Genomic DNA, 15,551 nt, shown 5'->3' on the forward strand with positions numbered 1-15,551 from the left:
ATCCATTCGTTTGGATTCTATTGCTCATCCAAATTTTGTTGTTCAACCGATTGTTGTTAGGCTGGCGAAACTATGGCTCGCTCTCTCAAGAAAGGTCCTTTTGTGGCGGATCACCTGCTCAAAAAGATTGAAAAGCTCAATGCTAAAGGGGACAAGCAGGTGATTAAAACCTGGTCTCGTGCCTCTACTATTATCCCTCAAATGATTGGGCATACCATTGCTGTTCATAATGGTCGTCAGCATGTCCCGGTGTATGTCAGCGAACAAATGGTCGGGCATAAGTTGGGTGAATTTGCCCCCACGCGTACATTTCGTGGGCATGTCAAGAGTGATAAGAAAGCGAGACGATAGGGAGGTTAGCCATGGTTGATATTGACAGTAATAATCAAGTTAAATCTGTTGCTCGCTATATTCGAATGTCGCCTCATAAGGTGCGTCGGGTACTTGATCAGATTCGCGGCCTCTCCTACCGAGAAGCTCTAATCATTCTTGAATTTATGCCCTACAGGGCTTGTGAACCAATTCTTAAAGTTCTCCGCTCTGCTGTAGCCAATGCTGAGCATAACAATGGCATGGACCCCGTTGATCTTTACATTAGCGAAGCGTTTGCTGATCAGGGGCCTGTCCTTAAGCGTTATCGACCTCGGGCCCAGGGGCGTGCTTATCAAATTCGTAAGCCAACCTGTCACATAACAATTGCAGTGGCCCCTGGCTCTGCTAGTTAAGGTCTAGTATTTTTTCGCTGTTAGCTCTGTATAAGGAAGGATTTGTGGGACAAAAAATTCACCCAATTGGCTTTCGTCTTGGCATTACTAAAGAGCACGCTTCTTGTTGGTATGCCGACTCAAAGCAGTACCCTAGTCAATTGCAAGAGGATCATGTAATTCGTCAGTTTATTGAGAAAACCCTCAATAACGCTGGTATCTCTGATATCAAGATTGCTCGTAAAGCCGATCAAATTGATTTAGAGGTGCACACAGCTCGACCTGGTGTTGTTGTTGGTCGTGGTGGCACAGGTATTGAGTCTCTGCGGGCTGGTTTACAAAAACAACTCAAAGATAATACCCGTCAAATTCGTATCAATGTAATCGAGGTTGCTCGAGTTGATGCTGAAGCTGCTCTGATTGCTGAATACATTACTCAGCAGCTTGAACGACGTGTATCGTTTCGCCGAGTGGTAAGACAGACAATTCAACGTGCTCAACGTGCTGGTGTTGAAGGGATCAAAATTCAGGTTAGTGGTCGTTTGAATGGGGCTGAAATCGCTCGTACTGAATGGACACGTGAAGGGCGTGTGCCCCTGCATACGTTGCGCGCGAACATTGACTACGCCTACAAAACTGCTCAGACTACTTACGGAATTCTAGGCATTAAGGTCTGGGTTTTCAAAGGTGAAATTATTCCAGGTCAGGAAGATGTTCCTCAACCTGCTAATAATCAGCCACGTCGTCGTCAGCCACGTCGTCGTCAACAGTTCGAGGACCGTTCTAACGAGTCCTAATTATTTCTCTTTAACTGTTTAGCCTGTTTAAGCATCATGCTGAGTCCTAGAAGAACAAAATTTCGTAAACAGCATCGCGGTCGTATGCGCGGTATGGCCCATCGTGGCAGCACAATTAACTTTGGTGAATATGCTCTCCAAGCCACTGAGTGCTCTTGGATGACTTCTCGCCAAATTGAGGCTGCTCGTCGTGCGATGACTCGTTATGTGAAGCGTGGCGGGAAAATTTGGATTCGTGTTTTCCCAGATAAGCCTGTGACGATGCGTCCGGCTGAGACCCGTATGGGATCTGGTAAGGGTAACCCTGAATTTTGGGTTGCTGTGATCAAGCCCGGTCGAATTGTTTTTGAAATTACTGGTGTGCCTGAGGAAATTGCCCGTGAGGCGATGCGTTTAGCATCCTTTAAGCTGCCATTCAAAACAAAATTCATCGCTCGTGAAGGATTGGAGGGATAATTTATGGCGCTTTCTAAGGCTAAAGAGTTGAGGAAACTCAGTGAAGATGAGCTGTCTACTGAAATTGCTAATGTTAAGCGTGAACTGTTTGATTTGCGCTTCCAGCTAGCCACCCGTCAGATGGAGACAGGATTTCATCAGTTTAAGCATGCTCGTCGTAAATTGGCTCAGCTAATGACTATCGAGCGTGAACGGCAACTGAGTGTTGGTGCGACGACTAGCGAAAATGCGGCAGTGAGTAGCGAGCAGTAGGAGTTGAAAAAGCTATGGCAGCTAGAGAACTAACGGGGCGAGTGGTGAGCGACAAAATGGATAAGACAGTTGTTGTGGCTGTTGAAAATCGTGTCCCCCACCCCAAATATCAGAAAATCGTCGTCCGTACTAAAAAGTACAAGGCCCATGACGATGCTAATGAGTGTAAGGATGGCGATATTGTTCGTATTCGCGAAAGTCGCCCTCTTAGCCGAACCAAGTGCTGGGTCGTTGCCGATATTGTAGGCCGTTCTGAAAAAGTGTAGGGGAGCCAACTAATGATTCAGCAGGAAACATATCTGAATGTGGCAGACAACAGCGGCGCACGAAAGCTAATGTGCATTCGTGTTCTCGGCGGTAATCGTCGCTATGCGAGCGTGGGTGATGTCATTATCGCCGTTGTTAAGGACGCGCTACCAAACATGGGTGTAAAGAAATCTGACGTTGTCCGTGCTGTTGTTGTACGTACCAAGAAAAATCTTCGTCGCAACAGTGGTATGAGCATTCGTTTTGATGATAATGCCGCTGTTCTCATTAATAATGACAACAATCCAAAAGGTACTCGAGTTTTTGGGCCTGTTGCTCGTGAGTTGCGTGACAGAAACTTTACCAAAATTGTTTCACTAGCACCGGAGGTACTGTAGTGGCTAGCAAACAAGCTGTGCGTCACAAGATGCACGTTAAGAAAGGCGACACTGTGCAGGTTATCACCGGTAAGGATAAAGGCAAAGTAGGCGAAATTACTGCTGTTTTGCCTAAGAAGAGCCTGATAATTGTTGAAGGTGTCAACATTCGTACTAAGCATGTTAAGCCTCGTCAAGAGGGGGAGTCGGGACAGATTGTTACATCTGAGTTTCCGATTCATAGTTCAAACGTGATGCTTTATTCCAAAAAGGAAAAAGTTGTTAGTCGTGTTGGCTATACGTTTACCGATGATGGTCGTAAAGTCCGCATCTTGAAAAAGACAGGCGAGATCATTGATTAGCTCACTATTTGTCCCTGACCAAGCCCAGGGAAAGGAACGAGAGAATGGCTGAACAGCTGAAAAATTTTTACAATACAAAGGTTGTTCCTAAGTTAATGGAGCAATTTGAGTACAAAAATGTACACCAGGTACCCAAGGTACTCAAAGTAACTGTCAACCGTGGTTTAGGAGAAGCCTCACAGAATGCTAAAGCATTGGAAGCATCTGTGAGCGAGGTGGGTGTAATTACTGGTCAACGGCCTGTGATCACTCGTGCTAAGAAGGCGATTGCTGGATTTAAAATTCGTCAAGGTATGCCAGTCGGGGTTATGGTTACCCTTCGTTCTGAGCGTATGTATGCGTTTCTAAATCGCTTAATCAATTTGGTTCTACCCCGTATTCGCGATTTTCGAGGGGTTAGTCCTAAGAGTTTTGATGGTCGGGGAAACTACACCTTGGGTCTGCGTGAGCAGTTGATTTTTCCTGAGGTCGATTACGACAGTGTTGATCAGGTTCGCGGCATGGATATTACGATTGTTACCACTGCCAAGACTGACGAGGAAGGGCGTGCTCTTCTCAAAGAGCTGGGAATGCCGTTCCGGGATAACTAAGGTTTATACGAGAGAGAAATATGGCGTCTAACGATACGATTTCAGACATGCTGACGCGCATTCGAAATGCAAATCTCGCGCGGCATAGGACTGTCCAAATCCCATCTACCAAAGTTACCCGTAATATTGCCAAAGTGCTTCAGGAAGAGGGCTTTATTGGTGATACCTCGGACGCAACTGAAGGTGTGGCACGCATGATGACGGTGAGTCTAAAGTACAAGGGTAAGATGCAGCAACCTATTATTCGTAATCTGACTCGTGTCAGTAAGCCGGGTTTGCGAGTTTATTCAAGCTGCAAAGATTTACCGCGAGTGTTGGGGGGTATCGGCATTGCCATCGTTTCTACCTCAAGTGGCATCATGACTGACAGAGATGCTCGTCATAAGGGTATCGGTGGAGAAGTGCTCTGTTACGTCTGGTAATGTTTTGCCTTGCTTGTATTAATTAGTTGTTTTCGCGGCTATTGCTGGCGGTTAGGGAAAAATTAAAATGTCTCGGATTGGTAAAAAACCGGTACCTGTACCTTCAGGTGTTACCGTGTCTATCAATGCTCAATCAGTAGTTGTCAAAGGTCCAAAGGGAGAGCTGTCTCGCATTTTACCTGGGGAAGTCAATATTACCCAGGAAGGTGAGCAAGTAATTGTGACCCGTCAAGATGAGTCGCGTGCTGCGCGAGCATGTCATGGGCTGTCACGTACTTTGATTGCCAATATGGTAGAGGGTGTTTCTAAGGGCTTTGAGAAGCGTCTTGAGATTAAAGGCGTTGGTTATCGTGCTGCTGTCAAGGGTAAGACCTTGAATATGAACTTGGGCTATAGCCATCCGGTCGAATTCGAACCACCAAAAGGCATTGAGTTCAAGGTAGAAAACAACACGAATATAATTGTGTCTGGTATTGATAAGGAACTAGTAGGAACCGTCGCTGCTAAGATTCGTGATGCCCGACCGCCTGAGCCCTATAAGGGTAAAGGTGTACGCTATCTCGGTGAGATGGTGAGACGTAAAGCTGGTAAAGCAGGGAAGTAATTGAGTTATGAAAGCTACGCGTAAACAATCTACCCGTCGTCGTCACGCGCGCATTCGTCGCCGAGTCAAGGGTACTGCTGAGCGCCCTCGGTTAGCGGTTTACCGCTCTAATAATCACATCTATGCCCAGGTAATTGATGATTATAAGCATCACACCCTGGCTGCAGCATCTACATTAGAGGCTGACCTTAAAGGAGATACTGGCGCTACTAAGGATGCCTCAGCTAAGGTCGGTAAGTTGATTGCTGAACGTTCCTTAGCTAAGGGAGTTAAGCACGTTGTTTTTGACCGTGGTGGTAAGCTTTATCACGGTCGTGTGGCAGCTCTGGCAGATGCTGCTCGTGAGGCTGGTCTGGATTTCTAGGACTTCTTAAAGGGTTAAATCATGGCAAAGGAACGTCGCAAGAGCAATAAAGGTAAAGAAAAAGAGTCAGAGTGGCAGGAGCGAGTTGTTCAAATCCGCCGTGTCACTAAGGTGGTTAAGGGCGGTAAAAAGCTAAGTTTTCGCGCCATCGTAGTAATTGGCAATGAGAAAGGCCAAGTTGGTGTTGGTGTTGGTAAAGCCAGCGACGTAATCGGTGCTGTTAAGAAGGGTGTAGCTGATGGGAAGAAAAACTTAGTGGATGTGCCTTTGAATAAGGCCTATTCGCTGCCTCATCCTGCTACTGGTGAAGCGGGTGGTGCTCGTGTCTTCATGCGCCCAGCTGCTCCTGGTACTGGTGTAATTGCTGGTGGTGCCGTTCGTACTGTGCTTGAGCTTGCAGGTGTGCGGAACGTTTTAGCTAAACAGTTAGGCTCTGGTAATCAATTAAATAATGCTCGAGCTGCTGCTGATGCGTTGGCCTCATTGAGAACTTTCTCTGAGGTTGCTAAGGAGCGGGATATCCCCCTTGAGAAGCTCTACGCTTAGATCTGAGATAATTAAAAATTGTTGAGATTTAGAACAATGAGATTAGAGGATATTCAGCCAAAAGCTGGTTCAAGACGCCGTCGTCGTCGCGTAGGGCGTGGCATTTCAGCCGGACAGGGGGCTACTTGTGGTTTTGGAATGCGAGGGCAAAAATCTCGTTCGGGTCGCCCTACGCGCCCTGGTTTTGAGGGTGGGCAGCTACCGCTATATCGCCGAATTCCAAAGCTTAAGCATTTTCCCATTGTGAATCAAAAGGTATTCACAGTGCTAAATGTTTCGCGCTTGGCTGAGCTTTCTGCAGGTTCAGAGGTGACTATAGAATCTCTGATGGAAGCTGGAATCATTACATCTAACGATGGACCACTGAAAATTTTGGGCAATGGTCAGCTTGATGTTGCCTTAACGGTTAAAGCTGCAGCATTTACCCAAAGTGCGAAAGCTAAGATTGAGGCAGCTGGTGGTACCTGTGAAATCGTGGCGTAAGCCTCTAGAATAAGCATATAACTCAGTTAGCTGTGTCTTGGTTTCCGTCCTGGGCGCAGCTTATGTTTAATTAGAATCTAAAACAGAATCTAAAGATTATGGTTGTCAGTCGAGGGAAGACACCAAGCGCTCAGGAAACGTTTTTGCAAATGGCTCAAGCAGCCGGTTTGCGTGGGCGTTTGCTGGTGACTTTGGGATTGTTAGTGTTGGTACGCTTGGGAATGTATATCCCTGTGCCAGGGATTGATCGTGTCGCTTTCTCACAGCAGGTTGATGCTGGAGGCCTGCTTGGTTTCCTTGATATTTTTGTGGGTGGTGGTTTATCCCTGTTGGGTATTTTTGCCTTAGGCATTTTGCCCTACATTAACGCCTCTATCATTATGCAGTTGCTGACAGCCGCTATTCCTCAATTGGAGGATTTACAGAAAAATGAAGGTGAGGCTGGACGACGCAAGATTTCCCAAATCACTCGCTATGTTGCGATGGGGTGGGCGGTACTGCAGAGTACATTGCTGGCTAGCTTTTTGCTAAGTCCTTTTGCGAATGAGCCTGGCATCCTATTCATTGTTGAAACGGCAGTTGCTTTAACTGCTGGCTCAATGTTTGTGATGTGGGTAGGGGAGTTAATTACCGAGCGTGGTGTTGGTAATGGGGCTTCTTTACTGATTTTTCTGAACATTGTTTCATCACTACCTCGCTTACTTGATAGTGCCGTCACCGTAGCTCAGTCGCCAACATCCTCTCGTCAGGAAGTAGCAGGTATCATAGTTGTCAGCCTTGTATATTTGGCTATGGTTGTGGGGATTGTGTTTGTCCAAGAGGGCATGCGTCGAATTCCCATTGTTTCCGCACGACGACAGGTAGGTCGAAAACTCTATCTGGAAAAGAGCAACTACCTGCCTCTGCGTCTAAACCAAGGTGGAGTGATGCCTATCATTTTTGCGTCGGCTATTTTGGTTCTACCTTTACAGGCGGCTCCTTATATTGCCAGCACGCTATCTAATCCTGGGATCTCAGACTTTGTAAATCGATTTTTGAGCCCGGGTTCTCCACCTTACAACCTGATGTATCTGGTTATGATTCTGTTCTTCAGCTACTTCTATGCATCACTGGTTGTGGATCCTGAAGATATGTCGCGGAATTTGAAGAAAATGGGGGCAAGCATCCCAGGTATTCGGCCCGGTAAGGCTACTAGTGATTTTATTGGGAAAGTCTTAAATCGTCTAACTTTCCTTGGTGCCTTGTTCTTAGGGGTCGTTGCGGTGGTTCCCAGTATGGTAGAAAGTGGTTTGCGCGTAACCGTATTTCAAGGCTTAGGTGCTACTTCTCTGCTGATCTTGGTAGGTGTGGCTATTGATACAGCCAAGCAGATTCAGACCTATGTGATTTCTCAACGTTACGAGGGTATGGTGAAAAAATAGTGATCAGAGTAATTTTTTTAGGTCCTCCTGGTGCTGGTAAGGGGACTCAGGCCGCCGTTTTATCTAAGGATTTTGATGTGCCTCACATCTCGACTGGAGATATTCTTCGAGCAGCGGTGGCTGCCAAGAGTGAGCTTGGTCAAAAAGCGGAATCCTATATGAATGCTGGGGAGTTGGTACCTGATGAGCTGATTTTGGATCTTATTCGTGAGCGTTTAGGTCAGAAAGATGCCAGTAAGGGTTGGATTTTGGATGGCTTTCCCCGTAATGTTAGCCAGGCTAACTTTCTAGACAAGCTGCTTGCAGAGATTCAGCAGCCTTGTGAATGTGTGCTGAATCTGGAGGTACCGGATAATGTGCTGATATCTCGCTTATTGTCGCGCGGTCGTAAGGACGATAACGAAGATGTTATTCGTAACCGATTAGAGGTTTATCGTAAGCAAACGGAACCCCTGATTGAATTCTTTAGAAGTCGCCAGCAACTAGTGTCGGTCAATGGGCATCAGGCAATGGGGTCTGTAGAAGCTGATTTGAAACAGGTTTTACAAGCATAGGTTAACTGTCTATGTATATGTTATTAGTAGACATCTATTGGCGGACCATTTCATAGCAATTTGGGTATCGTTTGTTAATCTTATAACGGTGGTTCCATTGTCTAGAACAAGGGACAATCGTGAGAGATTTAAATTGCACTAGCGATGTCAGCAGTTATTCTAACGTGTTCAAGTAGCTGCTATTGGAGCGGGTGGACGGTGAAGTCTGTCCGCTTCGTGTTTGATTATTGATTGAATTGAGGATTAGCTAATTGTCTAAGCAAGATTTAATTGAAATGGAAGGGACTGTTACCGAATCTCTTCCCAACGCTATGTTTCGAGTGGATTTAGATAATGGGTTTAATGTATTAGCTCATATTTCTGGCAAAATTCGTCGTAATTACATCAAGATTTTGCCAGGAGATCGGGTTAAGGTTGAACTAACTCCCTATGATTTGACTAAGGGCCGCATTACCTATCGTTTGAGGAAAAAGTAGGTTGTTCTAAATGCTTAGTTTTGAGTTTTGGGTTATTGTATCTAAGCTCAATAGAGTTAGGTATTTAGAATAACGTCGAGGATTGGAGATGGGCTAAAACGGACAACATCTGTACAAGGTAGTCCGGTCGTTTCTGATAAGTTTGAAATTGCATTTCTAGCCTCATCTTCACTGACTCCAAATGTATTCAAAGCAATGCCTACCATTCGAGGTGCTCTGTAGGTTCCACCTGCATGAGCTACAGTTTCATAGAGATTAATCACCTCTTGCATAGGGGGGATAGTAAAGTCTGGAAAGTGTTGAATGCGCTCTAGATTAATTTTGTGTACCAAGACAAGATGGGTTGGCTGAGTGCCCCGTAGTAAGGGTAATGTGGCAGTCGAGGCTGGATTGAGCAAAGAGCCTTGACCTTCTACATAGAGCACATCATTTTGGGCGCTATGGTCGAGGACAGCTTGTTCTACTGCCCCGGCTGCAAAGTCTACGCGCACAGCATCGAGGGCTATGCCTGGAGCCCCAAGCATTAGAGCTGTTTGACCAGTAGCAATGAGCTGTGATCGAAGGCCTTTTGCCTGCGTGGCGCGGTCCAGTTCAATACATGTAGACATTTTGCCAACTGCCATGTCAGTTCCAACTGCTAATACGCGACGGCAATGGTTTAAGTCGCGTGCTTTGCCTGACCCAACGGAAAGCCCAGGTATTTCCTGGCGCATGTCCCAAATCCACTGGTCGGGGTAGCGGGTTCGGTCAAGATACTTAGTCAACGTCGGATCATCGTTGAAGTAGGTGTGGAGACCGTTCATCACATTCAGGCCTGCTGCGATCGCAACCCTCACATCTTCCAGCCATGGTTCTGGTAAACGACCTCCAGATGGAGCAAGTCCAATAGCCAGTACATCGGGCTGATAGTGCAAAGCGGCTGCCATCGTGGCCACGATGGGTACATCTCGATTGATGCCGGTAAGTTCTTGAATCGATTGATCCGCACAGGTTTCATCCACAACAACGGCAATGGGATTCTGGCTATAGCGCAGCAGGGCAAGCCCGGTTTTACCCTTGGCTCCAGTAATGCCGTTGTGAAGCAGGATCGCAATGCGATGGTGAGGTTGGAGATGCATAGTAGGGAGACACGTGGGTAAGAAAAGATTTGAGTTCTAAATTATGAGGTTTATTACTCACGGATTTTCGTGCCGTGTAAAACGTTTTAACCGGAATCACTTAAAACTCAGCACTTAACACTCAAAACTTAAGCTCCTCCTAAGAGGGGATAGCCGATGAGACCCACCGCAGCACCGCCTAGAATGAGTTTCCATGCGGTAACTTTGAAACGGATAATGGCGATTAGGGATGCGATCGCAACCACCCCAGCCAAGATCGATAGCGCCCAAGTTTCTCGCCCAAATGCCGTTTGCCCTAAGGGGATGGCCGCTGCCATAATTGCACCGACTACAGCTGGTTTAATACCCTTTAGAAATGCCTGGACCCAAGTATTTTGTCGTAACCGAACCAAAACAGGAGCTGCCAGCATAATAAATAGAAACGATGGCGTAAAAATGCCTATGGCAGAAATCAGTGCTCCAAAAAAACCAGCCATTTTATATCCCACAAATGCCGCTGTGAGGACGACAGGGCCAGGACTAAGCTGTCCGATAGCAACGCCATTGATAAAGTCAGCAGTAGATAGCCAACCTAAACGTTCCACCACCTCGAACTCCAACAGCGGGATAATGACTAATCCACCGCCAAAAATAAGTGTTCCTACCTGTAGGAAAAACGTAAATAAAGGCCAGCCATATTCTGATATGCGTTCAGTTCCCCAAAAACTAGGCTGCAATGTTGCCAATAATCCTAAGGGGGCGACGCTATTGAACCGGAGACTTTTAGAGCCATATAATCCAATCCCTAATAGTCCTGCCAGCAAGAATAAAACCAGGGTGCTGAGATTGCTGAATGTGCTTGCCAAAAAAGCCATAGCAGCAATTGTTATCCCTATCCAGTTCTGAATAGATTTGCGGCCTAACTTATAACAAAAGCCCAGAATGATGGCGATCATGACAGGCGATAGCCCAAAAAATAGAGCGATTAGCTGGGGTAGCTGTTGAAACTGAAAGTAAACCCAGCTTAGAGTTACCACAATCAAGAAGGCTGGTGTAATAAATGCCAGACCTGCTACCAAAGCCCCCAACCAACCAGCATAAACATAGCCGGTGTAAATACCCATCTGAGTCGAGGCTGGGCCTGGAAGCATTTCACATAACGCCAGACCATCGCTAAACTCATCAGCATCAAGCCAGCCGCGTTGCTCAACTGCCTCATCGTTAATCATGGCAATGTGAGCCTGGGGACCTCCAAAGCCAATAGCACCTAACTTTAGAAACAATTCAGACAATTCTTTAAGTCGATTTATCTGACTATTCATAGAAAAAGTCCACTCTAATAGGTTTCTTTGATAGAATAGACTCTATCGAAGGATACGTGACGATTGATTACCGCTAGCTGCAACGAGGACTCAGACCGTGATTCATGCGACGCTCCATCAGCTCAAGGTATTTGAAGCAACTGCGCGCCACGGTAGTTTTACCCGTGCAGCCGAAGAACTTTATTTAACCCAGCCAACAGTATCAATACAAGTCAAGCAGCTTACAAAAGCTGTAGGATTGCCATTATTTGAACAAATTGGTAAGCGGTTATACCTGACCCAGGCTGGTAAAAAGCTACTAGAAACCTGTCAAGAAATTTTTCAAGGGCTATCTCAGTTTGAAATGTCCATTGCCGATCTTAAAGGCATGAAACAGGGGCGCTTGAGTATAGCTGTCATTACAACTGCCAAATATTTCGTTCCACGCCTGTTAGGACCATTTTGCAAGCGCTATCCTGGCATTGACATTTCGCTCAAGGTGACAAATCACCAAAATATTCAGGAGCGTATGATCAATAATCGGGATGATTTGTTTATTTTCAGCCAACTGCCCAGCCAGCCTGATCTCAAAACTTATCCCTTTTTGGATAACCCGCTGGTGGTAATTGCGCCTACAGATCATCCACTGGCTGGCAAAGCAAATATACCGATTGAGGCCTTAAATAACGAGCCCTTCATTATGCGTGAGCCAGGTTCAGGTACTCGCGAAGCGGTACAAAAGCTATTTGCCGCTAATAATGTGGATGTAAAAGTCCGTCTTGAACTGGGTAGTAATGAAGCCATTAAGCAAGGGATTGCTGGTGGTCTAGGTGTTTCGGTCCTATCCCAACACACCATTATTTCTGAAGGCACGAGTGGTGAATTTGCCATTCTTGATGTTGAAGGTTTTCCCATTCCTCGCCAGTGGTATGTTGGTCATTTAGCCGGTAAGCAGCTTTCTGTAGTAGCTGAAAGCTTCTTGACATACTTGCTAGAGGAAAGTCCTGCTATGGCTAAAAAGTTTTTACCAGGTCTGGGGCAACCAATGCCGAACCAGGAAGCCGTAGTGGTTGGCTGAGACTTTATCAAGCCAATATAAAGTTCACATTTGACAACTGGTTCAAAGTCGAAACCTGATAGTTTATGACATCTCTTGGGATGCCAAATACTGCTACTCAGGCAGCTATCGTACAAGGCATTTCCCCTAGAGCTGTAACCTGCAAAAGTTTATTGTTTTTTGCAGGTTAGTCAATACCATATCCCATGGCTAAGATGACAAGGCCTGTTTCGTCTTGTCAGTAGCCTCTGCCACTTCTCGTTCTTTATCTAAGCGACGCTTTCGGGCATAGAGCTGAATAGTTGCCAAAAACGAAATAGTTAAAGCCACAATCAACCATGTGGTGGCGCTAGTGGGAAACTGGTTCTTAAAGATGACCAGCATGACAATGATCACCAGTAATAAAGTGGGTCCCTCATTAAAGAGCCGCAACGTTTTACTGTTCCACATACATTCGCCATTTTCTAACTGCTTAATTAAGCGACCACAGTAAAAGTGATAGATCAATAGCAATCCTACAAAGCCAAGTTTGGCGTGCATCCACCCCTGATGAAGATATTCAGGCATAACTGTGAGTAAGCCTATGGCCATGGCCACAGTTAACACCATGGCTGGTGTAGTGATGATGTTATACAGCCGCTTTTCCATAATGCTGTATTGCTTTTTCAAAATACTCTGAGCGGGTTCAATCTCCATGTCAGCCTCGACATGATAGATGAATAAACGTGCCAGATAGAAAAGACCTGCAAACCAGGCCACGACACCAAAAATATGAAATGCTTTGAACCAGTAGTAAGCCATGAATTTGCACAGTGGGGCTAAAACTTGAAGCCACTATTTTTCTCTAGCGACTATTCTCCCGTAAATGTCATGGTTTTGACTGCTGCGATCTGGCTTTGTAACGGCCTTGTAATGATTAGAGAATGGTGAGTGGTGAGTAGTGAATGGTAGGGTGGGCATTGCCCATCGGGCGATCATTCACCAGCAGACACACCATGCAAGTTGATTGGCAATCTGTCAAAACCTATGAGGATATTTTTTATCACAAGGCCAATGGCATTGCGAAGATCACCATTAATCGTCCCCACAAACGCAATGCCTTTCGCCCCAAAACAGTATTTGAACTCTACGAAGCTTTTTGTGATGCGCGAGAAGACACCTCCATCGGTGTTGTTCTGTTGACCGGAGCGGGTCCCCACACCGATGGCAAGTATGCCTTTTGTGCAGGTGGTGACCAGAGCGTGCGTGGTAAAGCAGGCTATGTAGGGGCTGATGGCATTCCTCGATTGAATGTGCTAGATCTGCAGCGGCTGATTCGATCCATGCCCAAGGTAGTCATTGCCCTGGTGGCAGGCTATGCCATTGGCGGTGGCCATGTATTGCATTTGATTTGTGACCTGACCATTGCTGCGGATAATGCCATATTCGGTCAGACTGGCCCTAAGGTGGGGAGTTTTGATGGGGGCTTTGGGGCTAGCTATCTGGCCCGCATTGTCGGTCAGAAAAAAGCGCGCGAGATCTGGTTTCTCTGTCGTCAGTACGATGCCCAACAGGCACTGAATATGGGACTGGTAAACCATGTTGTCCCCGTGGAACAGCTAGAAGCAGAAGGCATTCAGTGGGCACAGGAAGTTCTTCAAAAAAGCCCTACTGCCATTCGCTGTCTTAAGTCCGCATTTAATGCCGACTGCGATGGTCAAGCTGGTCTGCAAGAATTAGCGGGTAATGCTACGTTGCTGTATTACTTGACAGAAGAAGGTGCTGAAGGAAAACAGGCTTTTCTGGAAAAACGTCCGCCTGATTTTAGCCAATATCCCTGGCTGCCTTAGTTATAGGCTATTGGGCAATAACTATTGAGCAATAACTATTGAGCAATAACTATTGAGCAATAACTATTGAGCAATCGAACAACCTACTATGGATTTTGAGCAGAAACCTTTAGTGTTGATTGAAACTCTTTTATGGAACTGTTCGACAGCCAAAACAGTGATGTTGCTGTCTTAGGTAATGTTGTAATTCGTCGTCCTCGAAATATTGAAGCGGTCGCAGGAGTTCGTCAAGAAGTGTCTGTTTTACCACGACTTCGTAACCTGCTTGTTCTGCCAGTTCCCGTTATGCAAATCGTAGAGGTTGGAGATGAAATTGTGACCCTTCATTCCCGACTTCCAGGTGAACCGCTATGGTCAGTGCAAAATCTTAGCAACTTAACCCAAGAGCATCTAGCAACTCAGCTTGGTAGTTTCTTGAAGTCTCTACATGAGATCGAGTCAGTTGTCTTGGGTGATATTGATTTACCCTGCATCGATCAAAGATGGTGGACGAATTTTCTTGATAAAGCAGAGCGATTTGTTTTTCCTAAGGTAACTTCTACGACTGCCAAAGTTTTGCGTTCTCAAATTCAATCCCATATCGAGCAACTGCCGAACCTACCTTGTGTGCTGCGACACGGTGACTTTGGTTCGAGTAATATTCTGTGGGACGGTGAAAAGAATATCACGGGTGTTATTGACTTCGGTTCATTAGGGTGGGGTGATCCTGGTTGGGACATAGCAGGGCTGTTTGCCAGTTATGGCAGTCTGTTTGTTGAGCAGCTTGCCTTAACTTATCCGGTAGTTGGATCATTACTGGAGCGATCGCCTTTTTATCATCAGATGTTTGCTTTGATGGATGCAGTTTTCGGTGTTGAACACGCAGATGACGAAACTCTGAACGATGGATTGGATACACTGAAGCGAATCGCTTAACCTAGCGATATAACCGCAGTCGAAGGCGATTAAAGATGCTCGGTCGAATAACAAGGCTATTAATCGCCGCTGGACTCAATCGGTATGTTGCTGATTCCACTCGCGTATCTGAATCATCACAATGCTCAGTTCAGAAACCGTTCAAGAAATTGCCGCTTTGGTTCGCTCAGGGTTCTACCGCAAGAACCGCCTGATGGATATCTTCTGCGAGGAGATGTACGTGCCTGGAGACCTTGAGCCAGACGAAGTGTCGGCGGCAATTGACGTTGAATTCGAAACATGGGAAGCGGAAAAACAAACATGGCCCGAGGTGACTGATTGTGATCGCCTCGATTCAGCTTTTGCCGCAATCAACGAACGCGGGATTATCGCATTACAAAATGCGGGCTACACGCAAAGCGATGGCTATGAAGACTTTCTTGATGCTTATGAGAATCACCCGAACAAGTCGTCAGTTCTGGGTTATTGCTTCTATCACGGACAGGACCTTGAACGTGCTGTGTATGGTGGTGGCCTGTACTTCGCGTTTGGCCCAGTCGATCCAACTGAGGAAGAAACCAAGGGGCCGGAAATCGGAAACGTTATTCGTGAAGAACTTGAACGTGTTGGCCTGAAAGTCGATTGGGATGGAACGTTTGCCAAGAGGCTAGGCGTGCCCAAATTGGAATGGCAACGGCGTTAATTCATAAAAAGTCGCA

Annotated in this window: 24 protein-coding genes; 21 read left to right on the forward strand and 3 right to left on the reverse strand. The window is 46.2% G+C overall.

The window, feature by feature from the left end:
- Nucleotides 1-72: 72 nt before the first annotated feature.
- The 17 genes from rpsS (at nucleotide 73) to infA (ending at nucleotide 8,654) form a co-directional block, all read left to right on the forward strand.
- Nucleotides 73-351 carry a 30S ribosomal protein S19 gene (rpsS, locus tag U2F10_RS13510; protein ID WP_163661956.1) on the forward strand — a complete coding sequence of 93 codons (279 nt, stop codon included), beginning with the start codon at nucleotides 73-75 and terminating at the stop codon, nucleotides 349-351.
- An 11-nt stretch (nucleotides 352-362) separates the two neighbouring features.
- Nucleotides 363-725, forward strand: a complete 363-nt coding sequence (gene rplV, locus U2F10_RS13515; RefSeq protein ID WP_499872429.1) for a 50S ribosomal protein L22 — start codon at nucleotides 363-365, stop codon at nucleotides 723-725.
- Nucleotides 726-769: 44 nt separating this feature from the next.
- Nucleotides 770-1,501, forward strand: coding sequence for a 30S ribosomal protein S3 (rpsC, locus tag U2F10_RS13520; RefSeq protein ID WP_006515909.1), 732 nt, complete (start codon nucleotides 770-772; stop codon nucleotides 1,499-1,501).
- Nucleotides 1,502-1,537: 36 nt separating this feature from the next.
- Nucleotides 1,538-1,957 carry a 50S ribosomal protein L16 gene (gene rplP / locus U2F10_RS13525; protein WP_006515908.1) on the forward strand — a complete coding sequence of 140 codons (420 nt, stop codon included), beginning with the start codon at nucleotides 1,538-1,540 and terminating at the stop codon, nucleotides 1,955-1,957.
- 3 nt (nucleotides 1,958-1,960) lie between these two features.
- Complete coding sequence (gene rpmC, locus U2F10_RS13530; protein WP_163661954.1) at nucleotides 1,961-2,209, forward strand: 50S ribosomal protein L29; 249 nt, start codon at nucleotides 1,961-1,963, stop codon at nucleotides 2,207-2,209.
- A 14-nt stretch (nucleotides 2,210-2,223) separates the two neighbouring features.
- Nucleotides 2,224-2,475, forward strand: coding sequence for a 30S ribosomal protein S17 (rpsQ, locus tag U2F10_RS13535; protein ID WP_163661952.1), 252 nt, complete (start codon nucleotides 2,224-2,226; stop codon nucleotides 2,473-2,475).
- Nucleotides 2,476-2,487: 12 nt separating this feature from the next.
- Nucleotides 2,488-2,853 carry a 50S ribosomal protein L14 gene (gene rplN, locus U2F10_RS13540; RefSeq protein ID WP_006515905.1) on the forward strand — a complete coding sequence of 122 codons (366 nt, stop codon included), beginning with the start codon at nucleotides 2,488-2,490 and terminating at the stop codon, nucleotides 2,851-2,853.
- A gap of 29 nt (nucleotides 2,854-2,882) precedes the next feature.
- A complete protein-coding gene (gene rplX, locus U2F10_RS13545; RefSeq protein ID WP_163671561.1) occupies nucleotides 2,883-3,194 on the forward strand; it encodes a 50S ribosomal protein L24 in 312 nt (103 codons plus the stop codon).
- A gap of 44 nt (nucleotides 3,195-3,238) precedes the next feature.
- Nucleotides 3,239-3,784: a 50S ribosomal protein L5 gene (gene rplE / locus U2F10_RS13550; RefSeq protein WP_163661950.1), complete on the forward strand. Its 546-nt coding sequence runs from the start codon at nucleotides 3,239-3,241 to the stop codon at nucleotides 3,782-3,784.
- A gap of 20 nt (nucleotides 3,785-3,804) precedes the next feature.
- Entirely contained in the window at nucleotides 3,805-4,206 is a 402-nt protein-coding gene (gene rpsH, locus U2F10_RS13555; protein ID WP_163661948.1) for a 30S ribosomal protein S8, read from the forward strand.
- Between the two features lie 67 nt (nucleotides 4,207-4,273).
- Nucleotides 4,274-4,810 carry a 50S ribosomal protein L6 gene (gene rplF, locus U2F10_RS13560; protein WP_163661946.1) on the forward strand — a complete coding sequence of 179 codons (537 nt, stop codon included), beginning with the start codon at nucleotides 4,274-4,276 and terminating at the stop codon, nucleotides 4,808-4,810.
- Nucleotides 4,811-4,817: 7 nt separating this feature from the next.
- Nucleotides 4,818-5,174, forward strand: coding sequence for a 50S ribosomal protein L18 (gene rplR / locus U2F10_RS13565; RefSeq protein WP_006515900.1), 357 nt, complete (start codon nucleotides 4,818-4,820; stop codon nucleotides 5,172-5,174).
- 21 nt (nucleotides 5,175-5,195) lie between these two features.
- Nucleotides 5,196-5,720: a 30S ribosomal protein S5 gene (gene rpsE / locus U2F10_RS13570; protein ID WP_163661944.1), complete on the forward strand. Its 525-nt coding sequence runs from the start codon at nucleotides 5,196-5,198 to the stop codon at nucleotides 5,718-5,720.
- A 36-nt stretch (nucleotides 5,721-5,756) separates the two neighbouring features.
- Entirely contained in the window at nucleotides 5,757-6,203 is a 447-nt protein-coding gene (gene rplO, locus U2F10_RS13575) for a 50S ribosomal protein L15 (RefSeq protein WP_163661942.1), read from the forward strand.
- 98 nt (nucleotides 6,204-6,301) lie between these two features.
- Nucleotides 6,302-7,624, forward strand: a complete 1,323-nt coding sequence (gene secY, locus U2F10_RS13580; RefSeq protein WP_163661940.1) for a preprotein translocase subunit SecY — start codon at nucleotides 6,302-6,304, stop codon at nucleotides 7,622-7,624.
- Nucleotides 7,624-8,178 (forward strand): adenylate kinase, encoded by a 555-nt coding sequence (locus tag U2F10_RS13585; RefSeq protein ID WP_163661938.1) that lies wholly within the window; start codon nucleotides 7,624-7,626, stop codon nucleotides 8,176-8,178. The genes secY and U2F10_RS13585 overlap by 1 nt, the downstream gene beginning before the upstream one ends.
- Nucleotides 8,179-8,429: 251 nt before the next feature.
- A complete protein-coding gene (infA, locus tag U2F10_RS13590) occupies nucleotides 8,430-8,654 on the forward strand; it encodes a translation initiation factor IF-1 (RefSeq protein WP_006276978.1) in 225 nt (74 codons plus the stop codon).
- Between the two features lie 56 nt (nucleotides 8,655-8,710).
- Here infA and U2F10_RS13595 read toward each other — a convergent pair whose 3' ends face one another.
- Together U2F10_RS13595 and chrA are read right to left on the reverse strand one after the other, a co-directional pair.
- Complete coding sequence (locus tag U2F10_RS13595; protein WP_163661936.1) at nucleotides 8,711-9,772, reverse strand: N-acetyltransferase DgcN family protein; 1,062 nt, start codon at nucleotides 9,770-9,772, stop codon at nucleotides 8,711-8,713.
- A 128-nt stretch (nucleotides 9,773-9,900) separates the two neighbouring features.
- Nucleotides 9,901-11,073 (reverse strand): chromate efflux transporter, encoded by a 1,173-nt coding sequence (gene chrA / locus U2F10_RS13600; protein WP_163703007.1) that lies wholly within the window; start codon nucleotides 11,071-11,073, stop codon nucleotides 9,901-9,903.
- Between the two features lie 97 nt (nucleotides 11,074-11,170).
- On the opposite strand from chrA, the gene U2F10_RS13605 reads away from it, so the two are divergent.
- A complete protein-coding gene (locus U2F10_RS13605) occupies nucleotides 11,171-12,130 on the forward strand; it encodes a LysR substrate-binding domain-containing protein (protein ID WP_163661932.1) in 960 nt (319 codons plus the stop codon).
- Nucleotides 12,131-12,319: 189 nt separating this feature from the next.
- On the opposite strand, the gene hemJ is transcribed toward U2F10_RS13605, so the two are convergent.
- The gene (gene hemJ / locus U2F10_RS13610) at nucleotides 12,320-12,910 is read right to left on the reverse strand and encodes a protoporphyrinogen oxidase HemJ (protein WP_163661931.1); all 591 of its coding nucleotides are present in this window, start codon (nucleotides 12,908-12,910) and stop codon (nucleotides 12,320-12,322) included.
- Nucleotides 12,911-13,104: 194 nt separating this feature from the next.
- Here hemJ and menB point away from each other — a divergent pair, with 194 nt between their 5' ends.
- From menB to U2F10_RS13625, 3 genes are all read left to right on the forward strand, one after another.
- Nucleotides 13,105-13,938, forward strand: coding sequence for a 1,4-dihydroxy-2-naphthoyl-CoA synthase (gene menB, locus U2F10_RS13615; protein WP_163661929.1), 834 nt, complete (start codon nucleotides 13,105-13,107; stop codon nucleotides 13,936-13,938).
- 132 nt (nucleotides 13,939-14,070) lie between these two features.
- A complete protein-coding gene (locus U2F10_RS13620) occupies nucleotides 14,071-14,853 on the forward strand; it encodes an aminoglycoside phosphotransferase family protein (protein WP_163661927.1) in 783 nt (260 codons plus the stop codon).
- 121 nt (nucleotides 14,854-14,974) lie between these two features.
- Nucleotides 14,975-15,535 carry a DUF6891 domain-containing protein gene (locus tag U2F10_RS13625; protein WP_499872431.1) on the forward strand — a complete coding sequence of 187 codons (561 nt, stop codon included), beginning with the start codon at nucleotides 14,975-14,977 and terminating at the stop codon, nucleotides 15,533-15,535.
- Nucleotides 15,536-15,551 lie beyond the last annotated feature (16 nt).

The organism is Leptothoe sp. EHU-05/26/07-4 (genome assembly GCF_043421015.1).
GTDB classification, from domain to species: Bacteria; Cyanobacteriota; Cyanobacteriia; order Phormidesmidales; family Phormidesmidaceae; genus Leptothoe; species Leptothoe turfae.